Origin of the sequence: Pseudoalteromonas sp., from assembly GCF_036960685.1 — a bacterium.
Taxonomy (GTDB): Bacteria; Pseudomonadota; Gammaproteobacteria; order Enterobacterales; family Alteromonadaceae; genus Pseudoalteromonas.
The window spans coordinates 1-23,532 of record NZ_JBALXK010000009.1 but is presented as its reverse complement, the minus strand read 5'-3'; the positions used below and the strand labels follow the sequence as shown (position 1 = coordinate 23,532).

At 42.6% G+C, this 23,532-nt stretch carries 14 protein-coding genes; 4 read left to right on the top strand and 10 right to left on the bottom strand.

Features of this window, described 5'->3' with window-relative positions:
• Positions 1–23: 23 nt before the first annotated feature.
• The 8 genes from V7783_RS09375 to V7783_RS09340 all read right to left on the bottom strand — a co-directional run bounded on the left by V7783_RS09375 (position 24) and on the right by V7783_RS09340 (position 17,971).
• On the bottom strand, positions 24–12,941 hold the full coding sequence (locus tag V7783_RS09375) for a tandem-95 repeat protein (protein WP_335678508.1): 12,918 nt from the start codon (positions 12,939–12,941) through the stop codon (positions 24–26).
• A complete protein-coding gene (locus V7783_RS09370) occupies positions 12,938–14,107 on the bottom strand; it encodes a TIGR03032 family protein (RefSeq protein ID WP_084448074.1) in 1,170 nt (389 codons plus the stop codon). The genes V7783_RS09375 and V7783_RS09370 overlap by 4 nt, the downstream gene beginning before the upstream one ends.
• Positions 14,108–14,162: 55 nt before the next feature.
• Positions 14,163–15,335 carry a S8 family peptidase gene (locus V7783_RS09365; RefSeq protein ID WP_335678507.1) on the bottom strand — a complete coding sequence of 391 codons (1,173 nt, stop codon included), beginning with the start codon at positions 15,333–15,335 and terminating at the stop codon, positions 14,163–14,165.
• Positions 15,336–15,466: 131 nt separating this feature from the next.
• Complete coding sequence (locus tag V7783_RS09360; RefSeq protein WP_335678506.1) at positions 15,467–16,006, bottom strand: phage tail protein; 540 nt, start codon at positions 16,004–16,006, stop codon at positions 15,467–15,469.
• An 11-nt stretch (positions 16,007–16,017) separates the two neighbouring features.
• Positions 16,018–16,548, bottom strand: a complete 531-nt coding sequence (locus V7783_RS09355; RefSeq protein ID WP_335678505.1) for a phage tail protein — start codon at positions 16,546–16,548, stop codon at positions 16,018–16,020.
• 12 nt (positions 16,549–16,560) lie between these two features.
• Positions 16,561–17,085 carry a phage tail protein gene (locus V7783_RS09350; protein WP_064665879.1) on the bottom strand — a complete coding sequence of 175 codons (525 nt, stop codon included), beginning with the start codon at positions 17,083–17,085 and terminating at the stop codon, positions 16,561–16,563.
• A gap of 9 nt (positions 17,086–17,094) precedes the next feature.
• Positions 17,095–17,382 (bottom strand): DUF6916 family protein, encoded by a 288-nt coding sequence (locus V7783_RS09345; protein WP_064665878.1) that lies wholly within the window; start codon positions 17,380–17,382, stop codon positions 17,095–17,097.
• Positions 17,383–17,455: 73 nt separating this feature from the next.
• Positions 17,456–17,971 carry a GNAT family N-acetyltransferase gene (locus V7783_RS09340; protein WP_064665877.1) on the bottom strand — a complete coding sequence of 172 codons (516 nt, stop codon included), beginning with the start codon at positions 17,969–17,971 and terminating at the stop codon, positions 17,456–17,458.
• 326 nt (positions 17,972–18,297) lie between these two features.
• Here V7783_RS09340 and V7783_RS09335 point away from each other — a divergent pair, with 326 nt between their 5' ends.
• Together V7783_RS09335 and V7783_RS09330 are read left to right on the top strand one after the other, a co-directional pair.
• Complete coding sequence (locus V7783_RS09335; protein ID WP_335678504.1) at positions 18,298–18,930, top strand: NAD(P)-binding oxidoreductase; 633 nt, start codon at positions 18,298–18,300, stop codon at positions 18,928–18,930.
• Positions 18,931–19,330: 400 nt separating this feature from the next.
• Complete coding sequence (locus tag V7783_RS09330) at positions 19,331–19,675, top strand: mannan-binding lectin (RefSeq protein ID WP_335678503.1); 345 nt, start codon at positions 19,331–19,333, stop codon at positions 19,673–19,675.
• 62 nt (positions 19,676–19,737) lie between these two features.
• Here the strand turns inward: V7783_RS09330 and V7783_RS09325 are convergent, their stop codons facing one another.
• Positions 19,738–20,490, bottom strand: a complete 753-nt coding sequence (locus V7783_RS09325; protein ID WP_064665874.1) for a sulfite exporter TauE/SafE family protein — start codon at positions 20,488–20,490, stop codon at positions 19,738–19,740.
• 299 nt (positions 20,491–20,789) lie between these two features.
• Positions 20,790–21,059: a hypothetical protein gene (locus tag V7783_RS09320; protein WP_335678502.1), complete on the bottom strand. Its 270-nt coding sequence runs from the start codon at positions 21,057–21,059 to the stop codon at positions 20,790–20,792.
• Positions 21,060–21,888: 829 nt separating this feature from the next.
• On the opposite strand from V7783_RS09320, the gene V7783_RS09315 reads away from it, so the two are divergent.
• Together V7783_RS09315 and V7783_RS09310 are read left to right on the top strand one after the other, a co-directional pair.
• A complete protein-coding gene (locus V7783_RS09315; RefSeq protein ID WP_335678501.1) occupies positions 21,889–23,076 on the top strand; it encodes a reverse transcriptase family protein in 1,188 nt (395 codons plus the stop codon).
• The coding region (locus V7783_RS09310) for a retron Ec48 family effector membrane protein (protein ID WP_335678500.1) at positions 23,076–23,532 on the top strand (457 nt) is incomplete at its 3' end. The genes V7783_RS09315 and V7783_RS09310, both read left to right, overlap by 1 nt.

Sequence of the window (23,532 nt, the reverse complement as noted above, 5' to 3'; positions counted from 1 at the left end):
CCGATAGTTAACTTTAAAGATCACTAAAATTGATACTGTAAACCAAGAGTCCATTCGTTTACGTCATTCTCACTCAATTGGTAATGAGTGTAATTTAGTGTAATGGCTGTACTTTCGATGAGTGAGTAAGCTAATTGCGCGCCAAAATATGGCCGAGTATTGCTCTCATAGTGCTCAGATATTGGCTGCGAATTTAGTTGACTGTTGATTGTATAATGGTACCTAAATGCGCCCACATATACTTTGCTTTTCAACTGAGTAAATAGCGGCAGCACATATCCCAGTTGTACTGCTGGTCCTTGTGACAAGATAGGTGCGGTAGTTGCCAAGTCTGCTTGTGCTTTTACGGGATCGAGCGTGTCGCCAATAAACGTATTCTGAGCCTCACCTAAATTGATATAACGCACTCCAAACTGCCAATTCGTTGGCAAAGTATAATATGCGCCAATAGACCAGCTAACATCACTATCGTCATACTCACTGCGCACTAATTCATCTTGCTCCTTATAGCTGATAGCGCCCGCAACGGCGGCTTTCCCAAGTGTGCCATCAACAGACCAGTTACTTGCATATACAGGCGGGTTAATGATACTAACCGTTGCAAGTAATGCCCAAGGCGCAAGTTTTGGCTGACGACGAAGGAGCACGGCGCCAATTATAAGCAACACAATCCCCCCACCTAAACTCCCAGAAGAGCTATTTTCAATTATAGTGGCTTGATAAGCTTTAACAGTCACTTTCACCTCACCTTTAGCGGTTGCCCCTTTACTATCTGAAACTGTATATTCAACGAGGTCAATACCTTCAAAACCTGCTTTTGGCTGATAGCTCAATGTACTATCGGCGTTGATAGTCACCGAACCTTGTACAGCCGTTGCATTTGTAACAGTTAATAGGTCGCCATCTATATCACTATCGTTACTTAAAACATCAATAACTATTTGTGTGCGATCATTGGTTGCCGCTGTATCAGCTGCCGTTGTGGGTGCACTGTTGACAATAATGCTCACCTTCGCATTATCAAATGCGGTGCCGCCTTGGCCATCGGAGATACTGTAAGTGAGCGTATCTGTACCAATAAAGTCAGCAGGTGCGCGGTAACGTATTTGGTTATCAACAATACTTATCTGGCCAAAGTCCGCTATGGCACCCGTTAATATGAGTGTATCACCATCCGCATCAGTGTCATTACTAAGTACATCAAACATCATTTGCTCACCAACCGCGATGGTGATTGAGTCAGGCTGAGTGATTGGCTGTGTATTTTCGCCCATTAATACTGCAACACCGCCAGGATCAAGAATTTGCCCATTTTGAATTCCGTCTGCATCATTATCGCCACCATCGGTGATTAGTAATTGCACACACCAGTCTCCTTCTTTTAAGCCAACTTGCCACTGTGTACTTCCCGGTGCAGGGCAGTAACCACGTTCGCCATGGGCAGAATAGACCTGATCGCCATTGTCAGTATTAAAGTTTATCCATTCACCATTAATAAACTTACGATATACAGCCATTGCAGGGATTGGCATCCGTTGTGGGAATACGATTCGATAGCTATCTCCTATACGTTCAAGCTCAGATACAACAAAACTGAAATACCCACCTGTATTTATCATTGCGAGATCTTCAGGAAGCTGATCGGCAAATATTTGCATTGCTGCAGTAATATTTTCGGTCTGGGTAAAGGTTTTTCTTAAACATGCTCCAGTTTCACCTTCCACAAGGAATTGCGATGTTTCAGCTATTTGCTCAGGCATCACATTACATGCGCTAATTGCGTCTAAATGATCAACTAAGCCATTATTATCAAAATCTTGATAGCCTTCAAAATTATCAGGCAATAAGTCATTGTCTGTATCTGTGCTAGTCAACTCAGGCAATCCAGCCACAACTTCAAAGTAGGCCGTAACTGTAGTTGCCAGACTTTGCGAAGCATCGTCGGTTGCTGTCACTTGCACTGTGTAGACGCCAATATCGAGATCTTTGGCTGAGAAAGTAAACTCATGCTCAGAACTTGCTTGTTTGATAATTCGCTCTTCATCAGCAAGCCAGCTGATTGATGTGCTATCGTCAGGATTGTTATCGGATACCATAGCTGTAATTGTAACCAAGTCATCATTAGCGAGTACAAAGGGCCTTTGCTCACTACCTTGACTGATCATGACACTAACATTAGGCGCTATATTCGCCTCAGATATGGTGATGGTATTAGAAGATTGACCTCCTAAATTAAGGCTTTCATCTAATGTAATTATAAGGGTTTCATCTGCCTCAACGACGTTATCAGCAAACACGGTGAAATTAATGTCTGCCATCACACCCGATTCAATGACAACTTCACCGCTAACTAAGTCATGGTCGTCTGCATCAGCACTGCCAGAAATGGTATAAGGCACCACCATTGGATAATCCAATGCCGGCCCATTTAAGTAAACATGGGTTGTATAGTTTTGTTGCTCCGCCACAATTCTATTTTTAGCTAAAGACACTTGCGGGTTAACCCTAACCTGCTGACTCGCAATCGCTACTCGACCATTACTATCAACCGCTTGCCAATATACTTGATGGATACCAGGTGCGAAGATGACCTTATTATCGAGCACAGATACCGCAAGTGGATTACCTTGGCTATCAATGGCCATCGCAGTGCCTAGATCAACTCGGGTAAATAAGCCGGTTGCATTAACTAAAATATCTGCAGGGGCTGTAATACTAGGTGCATTTTCGGCCCCATCAGTGATTGTTACAATTGCAGTGCCAGTACTTAGTGCTTGCTCAGGATCTGTGATTATATACTCAATTGTTACACTACCTTGAATGCTGGCCGACAGCTCATACTGTAACTGTTGCTCAACAATACTTAGCGTTCCGACCGATGCCTTAGCGCCAACAATCGTAATAGCATGACCATCAACATCACTATCATTTGCTAACACATCAAGCATATACCGACCACTTTGCTGATAAGGCAGGCTAAAGCTATCAGGCTCCGCAACAGGGGTATCATTGATTGAGCGAATAGTAATTGCTGCGGTGGCGATAGCTGACCTTGCTTCACCATCCGTAACTAAATAACTAAAACTATCATTGCCATGATAATCAGCTTGCGGCTGATAGCTAAACACTTGGCCCTGTAGCATTAAACTACCAAATTGTGGTTGCGTTACCACTTCAATCACTAAATTATCATTGTCGCTATCACTAACATCTGCGCTAATACTGATATTCGTGTCTTCATCAATAGTAAGCTGCATATCATTAGCAACAGGGGGGGCATTGACATAAGTAACATCAATACTAAATGGGCTAAGTGTATTACTGAGATCTCCGTCTGTTACGGTGATCAAAATATTACTGTGGATACCAACATCAGTGCGACTTGGCACCCCGGTTAGTAAACCCGTTGCGCTATTAAACGTGGCCCAATTTGGTTTATTAACAATGGTAAACATGAGGTTTGAATTATCAATATCTGACACCGTTGGCATAAAGCTGTAGCTCACATCTTGAGCAACTGTAAGCGTTGGTGTACCACTGATCATCGGTGCATCATTAACATTTACCACGGTGAGTGTGAATGGCGTTAAACTTTGCGTTGCAACTCCATCACTCACTGATAAGGTAATATCAGTGTAACTACCAACATCTGCATTACTAGGCACACCTAAAAGCTGCCCAGTTGTTGTATCAAATGCTAACCACTGCGGTTGATTTTCAATACTAAAACTAAGATTGTCGCCATCGTTATCAGTGGCCGTTGGCATAAAGCTATACTGCGAATTTTCATTGACTGCGCCACTAGGCACACCTGTTATAGTCGGTATGTCATTAACACTGTTGATAGTGACTGATACTGTGCTCGGCGCTGAATCAAGCTGTCCATCATTGGCAATATAGCTAAACTCATCTTCTCCAAAGTAATTTGCATTACTTTGATAAGTCAGTTGTTCACCAGAGATAGTCGCCGTGCCGTGAGCTGGCTGTTCAACAATTGAATACGTTAAGGTGTCTCCTTCTATATCATTACCGAGCAAATTAATGACCACCGCTGTATCTTCGTCAACATTGGCACTTTGTGCACTGAGCGTTGGTGCATCATTTACTGCAGTAATAACTAACGAAACAGCTGTAGTTGCAGAATCTAACTGTCCATCATTAACAACAAAACTAAAGCTATCGCTGCCGTTGTAATTAGTGTTTGGCGTATATAACCAACTATCATTACTTTGTTGTACCAGCGCACCATGTAATGCGCCCTCTTCAATGCGATAGCTCAATACATCGTTTTCAATATCTGAGCCAATCAAGGTGATCAGTAGAGTATCATCTTCTGCTAACACTAGACTCTGTGCTATACCAAGCGGCGCATCGTTGACTGGTTCTACCGTCATAGTGACAGTAGCAACATTGGATACTGCGCCGTTGCTGTCTTTGACTGTGTAACTAAAGCTGTCGCTACCGAAGTAATTGGCGTTGGCTGTGTAAATAATTGCGCCTGTTACGGTTACTTGCGTTTGTCCATTGCTGGGCGCACTGACCACAGTAACACTACTGATATCTAAGCTATCACCGCTGTCAATATCACTGTCGTTACCCAGTATATTAACTTCAAACGAGCCTTCTTCTTGCAGTTGCGCGGTGTTATCAACGGCCACTGGCGCGTCATTCACTGCATTAATTGTTAACGTCACTGTGGCTGGAGTGGAGCTTAAGCCATCACTGTCCGTCAAGGTGTATGTAAAGCTAAACACCCCGTTGACATCTTGGCTCGGCGTTATCGCTAAGCTGCCATCAAGATTAACACTCACCTCAGCAAAGTCGTACATGCCGGCGCCTGTGCCTTTATTCTCTAAGCTGACGTTGGCAGCATTAAAGCCACTGTCTTCTACGTCTGAGTCGTTGGCTAAAATAGCCACCGTTGTTACAGTGTCTTCATCGGTGCTAATACTGTCATCAGCCACCACTGGGCGGTCATTCACAGCACCAATATTCACAGTCACCGTGGCGGGCAATGAGACCCCGCCTTCGCTGTCGGTAATCGTATAACTGAAACTATCTTGTCCTGTCACGTTGGCATCTGGCGTGTACACAAAGGTGCCTGCAACTTGATCTAACACCACTTGCCCTGACGTTGGGCTGCTAACAATGGTGATATCCCCTGTTGGCGTAGTGTCTTCTACATCCGTTGCTAAACTGCGCAGTGCTGTTGCCACTGAGGGCGTGTCTTCATCCACATTGATATTCACAGCCTGTACCACAGGCATATCGTTCACTGGAGTAATAGTCACGGTGGCGGTTGCCGCGGCCGAAGTGTTCAACGCCGCATCTTTAACGGTGTAGGTAAAGGTATCAACCCCGGTTTCATTGGCGTTTGGAGTATACGTGGCAATGCCATTGGTGATACTCACCATGCCTTTACTCGCAGGTAAAACAATCGCTGCTGAGGCGGCCACTAAGTCCCCTTCGGCATCAATGTCATTATCCACCAAACTAAAGTTAATCGCGGTGTCTTCCGCCGTGGTAGCGGTGTCATCCACGGCAATCGGTGCATCGGCCACCGCTGTAATCGTCAGGGTCACTGTCTGCACTGCTGATAAAGCTCCGTCGCTATCGCGTACTTGGAAAGTAAAGCTGTCGGCATGATTTTCACTGCCGTCATGTTGATAGCTAAAACTGCCATCACTGTTGAGTGTTAAGCTGCCAAATTGTGGTTGACTCACCCCGACCGCTGTCAGTGTATCACCCGTGTCATCATCCGTTGCATTGCTCAATAAACCATTAGCAAGTGCCACGGTTAAGGTGGCTGCTTCATCAAGGTTAAAGCTGAAGTTCTGCCCAACCGGCGCATCATTGGTGTTGGTGACCATTAAGGTAAACGGCGCTAAGCTGGCACTTGCCGTACCATCGCTAACACCAATGGTGATATTGGCGTAGCTGCCCACATTACTGTTATCTGGCGTGCCCGATAACTCACCTGTATTGGTATTAAAATCAGCCCAGCTAGGTTTATTACTGATGCTGAAGCTCAAACTGTCACCATCAATATCATTTACTGAGGGTATAAATTGATACAGACTGTCTTCGCTTACCGTGGTATTAGCTGTACCGCTGATCGTAGGGGCATCATTCACATTGTTCACTGTAATATTAAAGCCACTCAATGCGGTGATAATTGCACCATCGGATACTGAAATTACAACATTGCTGGTCATACCTACATCGTCATTACTCGGCGTACCAGATAACTGCCCGGTGTTATTATCAAAACCAGCCCAGCTTGGTTTATTGGCTATGCTAAAGCTTAAGCTATCACCATCAATATCATTTGCTGTTGGGGTAAAGCTATATAATGCATCTTGATCCACATTGAGTGCCGGAGTACCGCTAATCATTGGCGCGTCATTGACGTTGACAACCGTTACGTTAAAGGCCGGTAAACTCACGGTATCCATGCCATCGCTGACACTGATAATAATATTGCTGTACACGCCAACATCACTATTACTTGCGGTGCCACTTAATAGCCCGGTAGTGCCATTGAAGCTCAACCAACTTGGTTTATTGGTAATGCTAAAGGTGAGGCTATCGCCTTCCGTATCGGCCGCAGTTGGAGTAAAGCTATACGCGATTTTCTCACTGATCGACAAGGTAGGCGTGCCGCTGATCACTGGCACGTCGTTCACACTAGTCACATTCACGCTAATGTCTGCCGGTGCTGAATCCACCGTGCCGTCGTTAGCAATAAAGCTAAATGAGTCTGTACCAAAAAAGTGGCTATCCCCTTGATACACAGCTTGTGAGCCTGTAAGTGTAACAGCGCCATTTTGTGGCTGTGTACTAATTTGATAGGTTAAAGTATCACCTTCTATATCACTCGCAGCAAGGCTGATAGTTATTGCACTATCTTCATTAACAGACACACTATCGGCGGTGGCGACCGGTGCATCATTGACTGCATTTACGGTCAAGTTTACGTTCACTGGTGCAGAATCTAACGCGCCATCATTAGCAATAAACGTAAAACTATCACTGCCATTGAAATCAGGGGTTGGTGTGTACAACCAGCTATCACTGCTTTGCTGGCTCAGCGTTCCTTGTGTTACATCATTATCGATACGATACGTTAAACTGTCATTTTCAATATCTGTTGCAAGTAAGGTAATCAATAAACTTGCATCTTCATCCAGGCTAAGCGTTTGCGCTTGTGCCACCGGCGCATCGTTGACTGGTTCTACCGTCATAGTGACAGTAGCAACATTGGATACTGCGCCGTTGCTGTCTTTGACTGTGTAACTAAAGCTGTCGCTACCGAAGTAATTGGCGTTGGCTGTGTAAATAATTGCGCCTGTTACGGTTACTTGCGTTTGTCCATTGCTGGGCGCACTGACCACAGTAACACTACTGATATCTAAGCTATCACCGCTGTCAATATCACTGTCATTACCCAGTATATTAACTTCAAACGAGCCTTCTTCTTGCAGTTGCGCGGTGTTATCAACGGCCACTGGCGCGTCATTCACTGCATTAATTGTTAACGTCACTGTGGCTGGAGTGGAGCTTAAGCCATCACTGTCCGTCAAGGTGTATGTAAAGCTAAACACCCCGTTGACATCTTGGCTCGGCGTTATCGCTAAGCTGCCATCAAGATTAACACTCACCTCAGCAAAGTCGTACATGCCGGCGCCTGTGCCTTTATTCTCTAAGCTGACGTTGGCAGCATTAAAGCCACTGTCTTCTACGTCTGAGTCGTTGGCTAAAATAGCCACCGTTGTTACAGTGTCTTCATCGGTGCTAATACTGTCATCAGCCACCACTGGGCGGTCATTCACAGCACCAATATTCACAGTCACCGTGGCGGGCAATGAGACCCCGCCTTCGCTGTCGGTAATCGTATAACTGAAACTATCTTGTCCTGTCACGTTGGCATCTGGCGTGTACACAAAGGTGCCTGCAACTTGATCTAACACCACTTGCCCTGACGTTGGGCTGCTAACAATGGTGATATCCCCTGTTGGCGTAGTGTCTTCTACATCCGTTGCTAAACTGCGCAGTGCTGTTGCCACTGAGGGCGTGTCTTCATCCACATTGATATTCACAGCCTGTACCACAGGCATATCGTTCACTGGAGTAATAGTCACGGTGGCGGTTGCCGCGGCCGAAGTGTTCAACGCCGCATCTTTAACGGTGTAGGTAAAGGTATCAACCCCGGTTTCATTGGCGTTTGGAGTATACGTGGCAATGCCATTGGTGATACTCACCATGCCTTTACTCGCAGGTAAAACAATCGCTGCTGAGGCGGCCACTAAGTCCCCTTCGGCATCAATGTCATTATCCACCAAACTAAAGTTAATCGCGGTGTCTTCCGCCGTGGTAGCGGTGTCATCCACGGCAATCGGTGCATCGGCCACCGCTGTAATCGTCAGGGTCACTGTCTGCACTGCTGATAAAGCTCCGTCGCTATCGCGTACTTGGAAAGTAAAGCTGTCGGCATGATTTTCACTGCCGTCATGTTGATAGCTAAAACTGCCATCACTGTTGAGTGTTAAGCTGCCAAATTGTGGTTGACTCACCCCGACCGCTGTCAGTGTATCACCCGTGTCATCATCCGTTGCATTGCTCAATAAGCCATTAGCAAGTGCCACGGTTAAGGTGGCTGCTTCATCAAGGTTAAAGCTGAAGTTCTGCCCAACCGGCGCATCATTGGTGTTGGTGACCATTAAGGTAAACGGCGCTAAGCTGGCACTTGCCGTACCATCGCTAACACCAATGGTGATATTGGCGTAGCTGCCCACATTACTGTTATCTGGCGTGCCCGATAACTCACCTGTATTGGTATTAAAATCAGCCCAGCTAGGTTTATTGATAATACTAAAGGTATGAGTATCCCCTGTATCGCTGTCGGTTAGTGTGGGTATAAAACTATACGCCGCGTCTTCTGCTGTTGTTGTGCTGGGTGAGCCACTTAACACCGGTGCGACATTGTATTTTTTAGTTACTGTGGCAGTTACTGCTGCGCTGGCATTACCTGCAGCGTCTGTAATTATTGCAGAGATCGTTAACACTCCCTCTGCCAGTGTTGTAACATCGATACCCGTAATTTGCTGTGCCACAGCACTAATAGTTGCTATACCGCTGACCGAGTTACTACCATCACTCACTTGATATGTCAGCGAGCCACTCCCTTCAAGGTTCGTTAACGTAACACTCATCGCGGATTCATTACTGACATTTATTACACTCTGATCCACACTTACCGCATGGCCTGTTGGCGCAGTATTATCCAATGTAATGGTTGTGGTTGCTGCCGGTGACATATTACCAGCGCTATCAGTTTGCGTTGCCGATACTGTTAATGTGCCATTACTTAGAGCACTGATATCTAATTCACTCCCGCTGAGTGTCCAGTTGCCACTGGCATCGGCGGTGACAGACTGACTCTGCCCACCTATATTTACATTCACGCTGGTATTTGCTTCAGCACCAGCACCTGTCACTAATACACTGTCATCTTCACTAGCATTAACAATGTCATCAACTTCTATGGGGGTATTGATCGTAACTGCTGTTGGTGCGCTATTATCTAAGGTGATTGTAGTGGTAGCTGCTACAGAGGTATTACCTGCGTTATCCGTTTGCGTTGCCGATACCGTTAATGCGCCATTACTTAGCGCACTAATATCTAATTCATTGCCGCTGAGGGTCCAGTTACCACTAGCATCCGCGGTAACAGACTGACTCTGCGCACCTATATTTACATTAACGCTGGCATTGGCTTCAGCACCAGCCCCCGTGACTAATACACTGTCATCTTCACTAGCATTAACAATATCATCAACTTCAATCGGGGTATTAATAGTCAACGCCGTTGGCGCAATGTTGTCCAATGTGATGATTGTGGTTGCAGCGGGTGAAACATTGCCCGCACTATCGGTTTGCGTTGCCGATACCGTTAATGCGCCATTAACTAGCGCACTGATATCTAATTCACTGCCACTGAGGGTCCAGTTACCGCTAGCATCAGCTGTGACCGAGGTATTCACGCCGCCAATATTAACATTAACCGTAGCACCCGCTTCGGCGCCCGCACCGTTGATCACCAGAGCATCGTCTTCTGCTGCGTTTACCACGTCATCACCAGCAATCGGGGTATTAATTGTCACTGCTGTTGGCGCAGTGTTGTCTAAGGTGATCGTGGTAGTAGTGGCGACAGAGGTATTGCCTGCGCTATCAGTTTGCGTTGCCGATACCGTTAATGTGCCATTATTTAATGCACTGATATCTAATTCATTCCCGCTGAGTGTCCAGTTGCCACTGCCATCTGCGGTCGTTGCGGCATTCACTGCGTCTATACTTATATTAACCGCGGCATTCGCTTCAGCGCCTGCTCCCGTTATCAGTACAGTGTCGTCTTCATTCGCATTAACAATATCGTCGCCTTCAATGGGGGTGTTGATTGTTAAACTAGCTGGGGCACTTTTATCTAATAACAAAGTCAGGCTACTGTTGTTCAAGCTATTGTTTGCTGGATCTGTAGCGATAAAAGTAACCGCAATTGCGCTACCTTCTTGCATATTACCATTACTATTAAGTGCTGCTGTGGTAATGCTATAGGTACCATCACTATTATCGGTTAATGATGAAGAACTACTAAAGTCGCTATCTAGCACAGTTAGATCTGCAGTGACAATTAACCCCGCCTCCCCTAAATTTAAATTAAAGGTGATAATCTCACCGGATTTATAGCTGCCATCGCCAGTTTGTATCACTGATGTATATACGGGTGCTGTGGTATCAATCGTAAATGCTGGGATACTTAATACACTACTGGTATTATTCGCCGCATCGGTAACCGTCACACTACAGTTATTGTAAGTGCCATCGGCGAGTACACTGTTATTATCTGTCTGAGTTAGCGTAACCGTATTATTTCCTACTGACGCAGTTGTTGAGCTAGATAAACCACAACTTCCTGCAACACTAATTGTGCCAGCTTCATTACTAGAAAATATAAAATTCGGAGTACTATTGTTAGTCGGTGTAGTCACTGCCGTGACTAAAGCAATCACAGGCGCGGTGTTATCATCGTCATCTAAAATAGTCAGTGTTTGTTGCTGTATACCACTTTCACTAGCGCTGCCGCCTGAAACAGAGCTTAGATCAATGACAATCGTTTCTGTTCCTTCCTCGGTAGCATCATCAATACTCGCTATGGCTGTAGTTGTATTAATATCTCCTGCAAATATAGTCATACTACTAACAGGCGTATTATAGTCACTACCTGAAGTTGCTGTTCCTGAATAACCCAAATTAACAGTTACATTTTCATATGTCGGCACACTCAATGTTGCCGAAAGCGTACTAGAACCGCTATTTTCAGTAAGGTTAGTATCAGTCAAGCCAAGAGACACCACAGGGGCAGACTCCGCATCAATGATTGTCACAGTCACCGCAGAGCCCGTAATAGTTCCAGCGCTCGCAGAGCTAAGACTCACCGCGAAGTTTTCGTTTACAGCAGCATCATAAAATGTGTCGGGCTTACCTGTCGCAGTTACACTACCACTTGTACTTCCGGCATTTATCGTTACTGTCGCACTATCAACTATATAATCTAGATCGCTACCACTATTATTAGTGTCGTTAAATGCAAGCGCCGTAGTAATCGCAACAGGCCATTGATTGTTCAAACTATTACTGAGAGACACCGTAATTACCTCAGTGTCACCGTCTTCGCCTAAGTTACCATCTGCAGTCGATACACTCACATTGGGTAAATTAGCGTAAATAGCATCATTTGCCTGTGTAATAGCAGTGTTATAAGTACTACTGGTATTACCCGAAGAATCACTCAAGGTAATACTAACAGGCACATTTGAGCCGGCAGCAATATCTTGTCCACCATCTGTAATGGTGAACTGAGCGGTATAGGTCGAGTTATTGGTTTTGCTTAAATTGGTCACCGAATAACCGGCAATAGTGCCTGAAATTCCACCACTGCCTGTTGTATAATTATCACTATCGTTACTGACAGTAATTGTTGCGGTAACTGTATCACCCACTTTAGCGCTACTATTTGCAATACTTACATTGCTTATGGCTGGAGCTGTTGTATCTACACCAGTACCTTGTAAAGCGATGTTATACGAAGATTCATCGCTGTCATTACTGGTAATACGTAAATTACCGCTCACTGAAGCAAGCGACGTAGTTGCAAAAGCAACGACCACACTGCAAGAAGCACCCGATACTAAGGTTGCAGGAAAAGGACCACAACCATTATTTTGAACAGAGAAATGGCTCGCTCCTGCTGTTATGGCTATATTAGAGAGAGTTAGGTTGGCATTACCCGTATTTTTAACTAAAAACGTTTTTGTTATAGCAGAGCTACCATTAGCCTCGACATTGCCAAAATTCTCACTGAGTGTCGTGCTACCATTTTCAAGTACATCAATTTCAGGCGCAGGTGCTGGGCCACCACAAAACCCGAAAGTACCACCTTGGATATTACAGCTAAAGGTTCCGGTTACGTAAGTAAGGCAATAGCCAGTTGTTAATAAGCAATAATCATCAAATGCAAATACTTTTCTTATCATTGTATCGCTGGCACTGATGTCACTATCACCTGACACTATACTTGTTTCTGTAACTGAGGTATTTAACAAACCTTGCTCGCGCAAAAACGCCATAGTTTGTTGGGCATCGTTATTATCTGCAGTACCCGCTTGCACATTTTGTGTTGCTTTTTTATTGCCAGCGGCAAATGCATCAAATGGATTAACCTTATTACTTTGCTTTTTAATTTCATAAGGTTGAAATTTACTTTCCATATTATTCATGCGTATACTACGGCGTGATGAAGCCACAGAAGCAAACGCACCACCACTTAGTAACACTGGCAGTACTGCACTTAATATGGTTCTTTTTACTGGCACAACATTCATGTCATTGACTCCTGATAAAACTCAAACAAGTGGCTTGCTAAGCTATCTGAGCTTTGAATAATTTCTGGTACTAGAGTATTTGGGAGTACAGCAATATCGTAAAGCTGCTGTACATCGCCGTTAAATTCCACGCTGGCGATAATTTCGCCATTTTTCACATCAATTAACCATACGCCACAACGACTATTTTCAGCGCCTAACTGCTCATCAAGCGGTATTTTATTGCGATGTTTACTCGCACGAATTTTACTTGTTGCAACAATTAATAAATCACCAAAAAAAATCATTCCACGGGTAAAACCGGGTAAAACACACAGCACTTTTGTTTCACCATTACTCGGGTTGTATGATTGCACTTCGCCTCGTCCTGACTCACAGTAGTAAACCAAGCCTTGGTAACACCTTGGCGAGTGCGGCATGATCAACCCTGTTTTTAATATTTTATTCGTTTTTATATCAATCAAGGTGCCATCTAATTGATTGGATGTTCGCCAAGCATCTTTTTGATTAGCTTGGTTAAACGTTGTGACATAACGCGGCTCGCCCGCCAATAAAGCCATACCATTAAGATGACAACGATCCTCTGCCACCAGCTCTGAAATAAACGGTGGTTGCCAGCAAGCAACAAAACTATAGTCTGAGTTCAATTTAGAAATACATGAAAAGGCCGAATTCACCACCCATAACCCTTCATTTCCCCATGCAATATCGTGGATATTAATCATTCCAGTAGTTAAAGCAGCACGTTGTGTAAATAGCGAATCAGCCTGTTTAATCGCATTGAGTTGTGCAGCCCGTTGCTGCAATTGCTCGGTCATTTCTGGATTTTGCAGCTTCGCAGGCAATGTTTCTAAGTTATCTAAATATCCCGATTTCACACTTTTTAGAGAAATATCACTACGTTGAAAATTAATAACCTGATTTAATGTACCTATCGTTATGCGATTTTTATCAGCATAAATTCCCATCGGCCTTGGGAATGCAATTAGATTGGTATCTAATTTACCTTTAACTGTACGCAACAAAATAAGCCGCTGTGCTTGGTAACTCGTCACTGCTAACGTAACCCCTAACAGAGATAAAATAGCGGGTAAGTTGCTTGTATAGTTACTTTTAAAATCAAACGGTTGTTGACTGCCACTCGATTCCCTATCATGTGTTTCCATGCTATACCTATAAATAAATACTCAACCAACAACAGCTAACTCAAATTAAGTTATGCTAACTAGCTGTTACAAAAGAGTTATTCCAATACATATTAAGCTGCTGTAATGTCGGCTGCACATCACACGCTAAAGCCTGTGCAAGTGATGCCGACACTAATGCTGCGGACGAGGACGTACCACCAAATAAACGATAGCCATCACGATCTGTAGTGAGTACGCCAAACGGAGCGAATACATCAACGCACGGACCAAAGTTTGAGAAATTTGCCACTGTGCCTTGTGCCGTTTTCGCCCCTACAACAATCACCGAATCTAATTGTGCTAGGTGATTAGCTTCACACGCTGGGCGCGCTTCATTTCCTGCTGCAACAACAATATAAGGTCGGTGCTGCATAGCGGCTAATTCATCAATCACATTCATTGCCAAGTCCGACATAAAGGGCATAACCCAACTACAGTTAATCACCTGCGCTTTCATCATTTTGGCCACGTTAAATGCAATTATTAGCGACGAGGTCCACGTAGTAACCTGACGAATAGCAATCAATTCACTATCAGGTGCCCCACCATCAACTACGCTACCATCTTGTTTCGCCACAATAAGCCCCGCCACTAAATTGCCATGGTAGTCACGGCTACTTTGCGGCGTTGCAACTAAAGCCATTGTTTCTACGTCGTAGGAAAATAAAACATTAAGATCACTAAACTCCTGGTGTGAAAAATCAAAACCATCATCAATAATCGCCACTCGCACAGCTTTAGGAGTCTTACATTGTCTGGTTATAGCTACCGGTGCTAACAGTTGAGGTATCGTTTGACTAAGAGGATGACTGGCAGCGCTTTTTCCTTGCGGTGCAACATCTGGCTGTACTGCAATAATTTCAGTTATTGCTTGCAAGGTCGTTAATACTGCGGGCAGGGTATTAGGCTTTAAGGTTAACCAATAAATATTAGCCTCGCGCAGCTTTGCCAATATTTGCAAATTTGTAATATCTTTATGTAAAGTTTTGATTTGCTCTGCTGATAATTTGCTTTTAACAATTAGCCGTTGATTTAGCGAAAATAATTGCCCGTTTATATCACTCAATACTGTGTCTTGTAATTGCCCAAACAGAGCCACTCGCTCACCATTATTGGCAAACGTTAAAACAGGCTGGGGCTGCTGGCTCAACACTTTACTGTGCAAAAAAAGCACAGCAAGCAGCAAAAACACCTTCGCAATTATCACAGTATCCTCCGAGTAAAAAGACGGCCCCCCTTTCACTATAGACCAATATAGGTACAAGCCATGTTTAAATTCTATTTAAATCACACATAACAGTTTCGCTCATGTCCATTGAATAAATATTGCTGTAATCATTACCCACGCGAGGGATAAAGACCTGTTAGTGCAATACAAAAACGCATCGCAAGTAAAGGCTGTCTATTTTCGTGGCCTTGACTCCCTCCGGCATTACCAAGACTATTACTGGCCATCGTCGTGTTGGTCACTTGATTTTGTTCCGCGGTATAACGTATTACCCCAGTGCCTGCCCCCACATCAACAGCTAAATGATTATTAGCCGGACTACTACTATTACCCTGCTCGGAATAGCCAAATAATGTATGTCTATGCTGTGGTAACTGAGCTTGATTCAGCGTTACCTGCTCCGTACCAGCTGATTCACCCACCATTCTCGTAGATAGCCCTGGTCCATGACCAAAGTGCATAGGAGACCTACCTTGCAGATCAGGTAAATTAAACGAAGAGGTACCATCACCCCCATAAAGGATACCGATCAATGAAAACAGCGCTGTATTTTGATTAATAGCAATTGTTTGGCCGTCACAACCTGCCCAGCCGCGAGGGTTAAAAGTACTCCCCCAGATACGAATTTCTGCAATAAATGGTTCTGCCATGTGCTCAACTCCTAACTTCTTGACGGGTAAATACCAGCAAGGCTGATAATAAAATTAATGCAGGTATAGGGCATCATATTAGAGTGTGCTGCACTATGTCCTGAAATCTGGACAGTCTGCTCTGCGAGCATCTGAGGCGGCTGAGTAGGATTACCAGAGTAGTATATATTTTCGTCGCTCGGACTGGGGGCAAACACATTATTCTCTGGGTTTTGTGTTGTTCCAGGCTCTGTACTTGATAGCAACTGATGACTATGATTTGGTAAATTCATCAACGTTAAAGTGACATTTTCAAGACCATTTTTTTGCCCTAATCGATAATGGGACAAACCATTTCCTTGGCCATATTTAACAGGTAATCGACCTCGCATATCAGGGTATGCGAAACTAGTACGACCATCGCCCCCATAAGTCGTACCCAGTAAAGAAAACAGCGCGTCTTGTTGCGCAATAGCAACTAACTGCCCATTACAAAAAGCCCAGTTACGAGGTGCAAAATTTGCTCCGAACATTTTTACTTCACCAAGAAAAGGATCTGCCATAATCAACCTCCATTAATTTCGACTTGGAAACACACCAACCAATGCAATACAAAAATTAATTGCTGCTGTTGGTTGAACGTTCGTATGAGGCAGATTACCTCCAGTATTTAACACCATATTGTCAGCAAATGCGGTTAGAGCTGTTGCTGCAGCATAAATGTTAGGATCCCCTCTACCTGGTGCATCAATAGCTCTAGAAAACACTCTGTTGGTGAAAATTGGTGGATTCACACCATCGTCCGTAGTGGCTGTTAATAAATGACTGTGAGCGGGTATTTCTGCCGTTGTAAGCGTTACTTGTTCCACTCCCGCCGTCATGCCAGCATCATAGCCATTACCTATACCAACAGGCACTCGGCTACGTAAATCTGGCAATTTAAAATTAGTTCGCCCATCACCGCCATACTGAGTATCAAGCAATGAAAACAGAGCTTGATTTTGACTGATTGCTAACAATTGCCCATCACACCAAGCCCAACCTTTAGGTGCAAAATCAAAAGCGAAAGGCCTTATTTCAGATATAAATGGATCCGCCATCACATTCTCCTAATTTGCTATTTTTCTCGATACATGAATTTCATATTCGGTTGAACTATTTGGTGAAATCAATAACTCAACACTATCAAATGCATCATGCTTGAGTGTGTAAGTGCCTTGCATCAACGGACAGTCCTCAGAGCCTTTCATAACGACACAAAAAGCATCCCACTGATTGCCATGTAAACTCGTGCGTTCAACGGCATCAATAGTCAGTTCCGTTTCACCCTGTTCAGCACTGACTTTCGCCGTAGAACCAACGATGCCAAGCAAATTGTCGTAATTAAATTTTTCCATTTTCTTTCCTTTTTACTACTTGCAATTGCATTACGGGTTTACGCTTTTTAATTTGCAAAACCGCTAGAATAAATCAGTAGTTAACCACTAATTTTTTCATCGCTGCTGGATACCAAATCATAAATTCGTAAGGAGCTGAAACCGACTCACTAACAAAACCAAGGCGCAAATAAAGCGCTTTAGCGACAAAGTTACTTTGCTCAACAGTAAGCGTTAATGGGGTGCATGAATCAGCGGCTGCATGCTGAAATGACTGAATAATTGCCGCGCCAAAACCATGACCTCGCGCTTGAGTAATGAAACCGATATCAATAATACGCACCTCATTAACACCAAAATCTATGGTTACCTTGCCAATTGGTTGGTGGTGTTTTTCAATAATAAAGTACATTGCATTAGGGAACTTTTCGCCATATCCCTCGGTTTGTGCTTTAAACTGCATATCAACAATCGACTCGATAAAGTCTTGATCCGCATTGATCTGCTGCAAGTCCTGACGCACCTCTGAATGTAAACGCCGAATAAATGCAGCATCGCTAGGCTTGGATGGGCGAATATTTAATCCATCAGGAATAGAAAAGTGACTCATCACCATGTCCTTTCTAAATGTCTAATAAAGAGGCTGTAAACAACAAAATAGCAAATAAAGTTATAAAAACGTTGAGTAACAAACTGAACTTAAGCTTTACACGCATTTAACAAAAAAAACATTACACGGCATTACAGCGCAGTGAGTTATATAGCTATCAAGCCAAAGCAGAAAAGTAATTAGCCCTTGCCCTTTAAATAAACTGTTTACACCCCAAGCTCTTATGTATTCCTAAGCAATCTATAAGTGCATACTGCTTAAACGTTTATTTGCCCGTATGACTTACAGCCTAGTGGTTGCTTTAAACTCAGCAAAAGGAGTTAAACATGAAAACCTTAATCATTGGCGCAACAGGCCAAATTGGTAAAATGACCACCCAAAAAATGCTGCAAGCTGGTCATCAAGTAGTGGCTCTCGTTAGAAATAAAGACAAACTAGCCGATATTCACAACCCGCATATAAGCGTGATAGAGCAAGATCTAGAAAATGATTTTAGCCATGCCTTTAAAGACTGCGATCAAGTCATTTTTACTGCGGGTTCAGGCGGTGGCACAGGAGCAGAGAAGACCATACTCATTGATCTATGGGCCGCCGTGAAAGCGATAAATTATGCTAAGCAACATAATATTCAACACTTCATTATGATCAGCTCGATTGGCGCCGATACACCAGACAGCATTGAAAGCAGTATTAAACCCTATTTAGTTGCCAAACATATGGCTGATCAGTATTTGCTAAGCAGCGGACTTAAATACACCATCTTACGCCCAGGCACGTTATTGGATGAGCCTGCCAGTAAAGGCTTTAGCTTTAAGCGCCCCAACAGTCGCGCAGATGCAATGATCAGCCGAGAAAACGTGGCAGAGGCCTTAAACTTTGTAGCCACAAAATCACCTAACGACTCAGTCATCGTTGAGCTATTCGATGGCGATAACAAATTAGAGTCGTTTTTCCATTAAACTAAATACGTATACATAGAAGATTCTATTGCGCTTAGCACTAAAGCACCGTTGTTATTCTCACAGTAATAACAACGGTGCTTTAAGCTGCGCTATCAGAGACATATTAAAACCTCACTGCTATTTCCAAGGCCTAGTATTACTCCCCTCCATGGCCATGTTTTGGTGACGGCGCCATATGCGACCGCGCCGTTAGATTCATGCACGCAGAGCACACACCAAATACTGCGGTAGGGGCATATTTATTTTTACCAAAGTCTGTGTAACTTATAGTATTGCTGCAACTGCCCTGTAATGATGTGTAATAGAAAAGCCTGTCACCTCCCATATACTCCTTAACGAGTCAAGCATTTAGCTGCAACTCACAACCTATTCAAATAAACAATTTAAGGAGAAATTTATGGCTACATTTAAAGTGAATATCCCAGCGGGTCCTATTTGGGATCAAAAAGATGCTGAAGAAAAAGCCCCAGCCGTTGCCGCAGCACATCAAGGCAAATGGACAGGCCAATGGAATACCGTAGTAGAGAGTCAAATGAGTGTTGTTGAAGTTGAGCTTGAAGTAACAAACTCAGGCAGTAACTCATTCAAAACTACTGTATTAGCCGGCCCTCTTTGGAGCAATGACGAAGCCCAAAAAATAGGCAAAACAATTGCCGCTTCATATGGTGCAGAGTTTACCGGTGAATGGAAAACCATCGTCAATGGCGTGATGAGTGTTATTGAAATAGAGTATAAATTCTAACTAGTTAGAATTTATAAAGCGCTATAATACCTAGGCTTATGGCGCTTTAACTGCACTTCCGACTAAAAGGCTTGCAACCCCTGCCATGCCAATTGCAGCGCAAGTAAGGTTAAAATAGCCCGAAAAATACGTTTAAATTTATCAGCAGAAATACGCTGTAATAACTGCAAACCAAGCCAAGTGCCAAGCGCACCACTGATGATCATTGCCGCAACCAAAGGCAACCACTGCCAAAACGAAAAGCCTACAAAGCCATACAAAATAGCTTTAAAGGTATGCTGCACACTCATACAAGCGGAGAAAGTAGCAGTATATTTTAACTTCTCGTAATTATTAACATACAAACAACTGCCCACTAACGGGCCACTCGCCCCAACAAACATCGATAAAAATGTTGTCACAGCACCAGCAGCACTGCGCCATAAAGCTGAGGTTTCACGCAACTTTGGCGTCACGCCCCACAATAAATAAAGTACAAACCCCGCCACGACAATTTTCATCAATTCAAGTGGAATACGTGTCACAATAGCCGACGCAGCAAACGCACCAATAATCCCACCAAGTGAAAAGTATACAAACATACTTTTATCAAGGTGCTTAAAAGTCAGCATAAACCTGTTGGCATTTGAACCCAACTGCACTAACCCATGCACCGGAATAACAATACTCATAGGTAATAACGACGCCATCACCACCAACAACATCAACCCGCCACCAGCACCAAAAGCCGCAGAAATCATCGACGTAACAGCCGACAAAATAATAAGCCCAACTACGCTGAGCGGCGTTAATAAATCGCCAGCTAAAAATTCCATCTAAGACCACTTGGCAAGTAAAAAATAATAATGACGTTAGCATGATTAAAAACAACAAGCGAGTAGCCAAAGCACTAGTAAAATGAAACGCTTATTACAACAAAGAGCAACATGCCACCAGCTATTCAAACAATAAAACACCTCGCGATAAGCATAAAAAACCCACCGATTTGATTGCTCAAATTGGTGGGTTTTTAAATAATTTATCTAACTGCAGTAGTATTCGTAATACTAAAAAGCTTTCTTATAATCAAATCACAAAGCAAAACTTACTCATTGAATCATAATAACTTTTTGTTTTACATTTCTTCCCATAGACTATCAGCATCTAATTTCGAGTCTTTTTTAGTGATTACTTCTTTTGTATCTTCAGGCCACGCAATATCACAGCCTCTTATTAAACCCTCCAATGTAGTGTATGCAATAACGTTCCCTTCGTATTCTGTTAACCATTTTCTGCCATCCCATTCTACGAAGTCGAATGTGCCAGCTCCTTCACCATACTTTACAGCTACAAAGTGAAGGCCTATTTCTGATGGTTTATCAGTAAACCAATTGATGCTGCTCATAAATACTCTCTATCTAAAATTTTTCTCTAAACACTTCAGCTCGTTCAGCCAAGTATTCTAAATATAAAGATTTAACTCGGTATGTTTCATGTGCATTTTCTAAAATTGAAATTAAAAAATAACAATTTTTTGAACCGCACCTTGGCAATAAATTAAAGCAGTATTACTCGTTTTACTAAACGATACTTTTTTAAGGTGCCAATTTTTTGATGTTGAGTAGGGTGACACTAACTATGGTACTAAAAATAGTGAATATGGGTAAACCTTTAGGAATATTACAGGCAATAAAAAGCCGATATTGGTGAAGCGGGGAGATTTGCCCCGTCCGAAAGCCTCGATTATTACAGGCAACCAATAAAAACAAAGGCTTATTTTAAAATCAAAAACTTGATTTCTTATGCTATCTCTTGATGTCTATTAGAGTCTGTTCATTATGGACAACTTGTGGTCACACATCTGCCCGCTTGCTTTTATTTATTACTTAGAATATATTGATTTTGCGCGAGTGTTCCACTCGCATGCTGCAACCAACTTTAAAAAATATTGATTGTTAGCTTCTTTAATGAAGCGACTCTTTTGGAGTCTCAGCTGCAAGGTCCACGGTCGTTAAAACAAACGAGACCGACAATAGCACCTCCTTCGTCGGAGCCTATTGCCGTTTTGTTTAAACGGACACTCCTTCGTCGCTTGGATGAACCGACTTGATGAATACAAGCCGAACTTCAATGTTTGTTGGTGTAAGCATATTGTATTCATCCTGATATTAAAATATCTAAGGGCTATAGCTTAAGTCGGCATCCACCCAAGTCATATACACGGAAAGTAAATTGTGATTTTACCTAAATATAAATCTGGACCTATAAAAGACTTAAACCAGCTAGCTTCCACACTATCCTACCCATTAAATGAACTTATTACTCTACTTAGTACACCTGATGATAAAAGGTATTCAGAACCTTCTCAGCCTGCATATAAAAAAGATGGCTCAATAAGAAAGATTAAAAACCCGTCAGCTGATTTTAGAAGAGTTCAAGGTAGAATTAACCATAGGATTTTTAAACAAGGAATAGAATGGCCCTCTTACTTGTTTGGTTCAATTCCCAAAGAAAGTGCAGGAAGAGAGACTGATTACATTGAGTGTGCAAGGAGGCATGTCGAGGCAAAAAGTATTTGTAAAATTGATATTACAAATTTCTTCGATAATATCCACGAAGTTTTTGTTTATGAGATGTTTTTAGAATTATTTAGGTTTCCAGAACCAGTAGCTAAAGCACTTACAAACTTATGTTGTTACGATAAATCTTTAGTTCAAGGTGCCAGAACATCCAGTTACATAGCTACCCTTATTCTCTGGAAAAAAGAGGGCTTTGTTGTTGAGCGGCTATCGAGGAAAAACTTAGAGTACACAAGGTTGATTGATGACATTACTGTATCTTCTAAGATCGCAAATTATAATTTTGATGTTCCAAAAAAACACATAGAAAATATGCTCCTTGAAATTGATCTACCAGTTAACGAAGATAAATTTAAAATACAGTATACTTCTATGACACCACTGGAGGTGCATGGTGTAAGAGTCACATACTCTAAACCTTCTTTCTCGAAATCAGAAATGATGAACATTAAAGCTGCGGTTCATCACTTAGAAGTACTTGTTAAGACCCCTAACACTAGAACTGAAATGTGGTATAGAAAAGACTACAACAGATGCATGGGCCGTGTAAATAAATTAGCTAGGGTAAAAAGCCCTCGACATAAGAAGTTAGTTAAAAAATTAAAAGCTATCAGACCCTTACCCTCTCTTAAAGATTTAAATTATTCTAAAATAAGATTAAAAAACCTAAAAGAAGATTCTAAAAATTCAAAAAAAATAACTTCATATAGCTATTATAAAAGATACTTTCTTCTAATGAATAGAACTAACCTAATTAAACTAACTTATCCTGATAAAGCAAAAGCTTTAAGAAATGAACTTTATAAAATAAAACCACTGTATGACCCAAGGGATTTTAAATAATGATGCAAAATGCAAAAAACTCAATAGGGTTTTATACTAAGATTCTTGTAGGAACTCTCTGTGCAATGCTTTTAATTTCATTAATATCAATAAGCTATTCATTTTACAACAATGACAACTTAACCTTTGGACTATGTATAACTGAAGAGTGTGCAGGAGTCATAGCTAGTAACTTTCCAAACATACTGTCACTATTAAATACTGTTACAACCTTTGCTCTATCAGCTTTTGCTGTTGTGGGTATATTAATTGCTGCTAAGTCTTACCAGTTATCAGTATCAAGCTCACTGATTAATAACCATATTAATAACTTTAATTTGTTCAGTGACTTTGTTCATAAATATGTTGGGTCAAACTCTTACCTCACAATCAAAAATATAGATGTTTACTTACTGTATGAATCAATACACCCTCAATCTAGGGATGGTGAGTTTAAAGATTATCGAGAATATTATG